1 pseudogene is annotated in these 1688 nt (G+C 36.0%); it reads right to left on the bottom strand.

Features of this window, described 5'->3' with window-relative positions:
* Positions 1–1688, bottom strand: a pseudogene (locus FHG05_RS18515) (hypothetical protein); the annotation flags it as partial.

Here is a 1688-nt window from a genome sequence, read left to right as displayed (position 1 = left end):
CCGTTTGAGTAGTTGTTCCTCCATCTAACGAATAACTTACTGTTGCATCTGCTGTACCAACAATATCAAATATAGCATCTTCTCCTTCGCAAATAGGGCCATTTCCTGTTACACTCGTTACACTTGGTAATGGATTAACAACTATAGTTTCTGTATCTGTTAATGGTGTTACACAACTTCCAACTGCAATTTGACTTACATCTATAGTTTGATCAACAGTTGCTGCTGTAATTACTACTTGTCCGTTTCCTGATGTATCTAAAACAACAGTTTGAGTTGTTGCTCCTCCATCTAAAGAATAGCTTACTATTGCGTTTGGTGTTCCTACAATAGTAAATATCGCATCTTCCCCTTCGCAAATAGGACCATTTCCTGTTAAACTAGTTAAAACTGGCAATGGATTAACTACTATAGTTTCTGTATTGGTAACTACCAATGAACAAGTTGTTGTCGTATTTTCAATTAAGGATAAAGTAATCGTTTGATCAACAGTTGCTGCTGTAACAATTACTTGTCCGTTTCCTGATGCGTCTAAAACAACCGTTTGAGTAGTTGTTCCTCCATCTAACGAATAACTTACTGTTGCATCTGCTGTACCAACAATATCAAATATAGCATCTTCTCCTTCGCAAATAGGCCCATTTCCTGTTACACTTGTTATACTTGGTAATGGATTAACCACTATAGTTTCTGTATCTGTTAATGGTGTTACACAACTTCCAACTGCAATTTGGCTTACATCTATAGTTTGATCAACAGCTGCTGCTGTAATTATTACTTGTCCGTTTCCGGAAGCATCTAAAACAACCGTTTGAGTGGTTGTTCCACTATCTAATGAATAACTTACTGTTGCATTTGGTGTTCCTACAATAGTAAATATCGCATCTTCTCCTTCACAAATAGGACCATTTCCTGTTACATTTGTTAACGAAGGCACTGGACTTACAACTATAGTTTCTGTATTGTTAACTGCTAACGAACAAGTAGTTGTCGTATTTTCTATTAAAGATAAAGTAATTGTTTGATCAATCGTTGCCGCTGTAATTATTACTTGTCCGTTTCCAGAAGCATCTAAAACAAGCGTTTGAGTAGTTGTTCCTCCATCTAATGAATAACTTACTGTTGTATTTGGTGTTCCAACTATATCAAAAATAGCATCATCTCCTTCACAAACTGGACCATTTCCTGTTACACTTGTTACACTTGGTAATGGATTAACCACTATAGTTTCTGTATTGGTAACTACTAATGAACAAGTAGTTGTCGTATTTTCAATTAAAGATAAAGTAATCGTTTGATCAACCGTTGCTGCTGTAATTACTACTTGTCCATTTCCGGAAGCATCTAAAACAACCGTTTGTGTTGTTGTTCCTCCATCTAATGAATAACTTACCGTTGCATCAACTGTACCAACAATATCAAATATAGCATCATCTCCTTCACAAATTGGACCATTTCCTGTTACACTTGTTACACTTGGCAATGGATTAACCACTATAGTTTCTGTAGCTGTTAATGGTGTTATACAACTTCCAACTGCAATTTGACTCAAATCTATAGTTTGATCAACTGTTGCTGCTGTAATTACAACTTGTCCGTTTCCTGATGCGTCTAAAACAATCGTTTGAGTAGTTGTTCCTCCATCTAAAGAATAACTTACCGTTGCATTTGCTGTACCAACAATAGTA

Source organism: Flavobacterium profundi (assembly GCF_006491645.1).
Taxonomy (GTDB): domain Bacteria; phylum Bacteroidota; class Bacteroidia; order Flavobacteriales; family Flavobacteriaceae; genus Flavobacterium; species Flavobacterium profundi.
The sequence above is the reverse complement of the archived record's forward strand: the minus strand, read 5'-3'. Positions and strand labels throughout refer to the sequence as shown.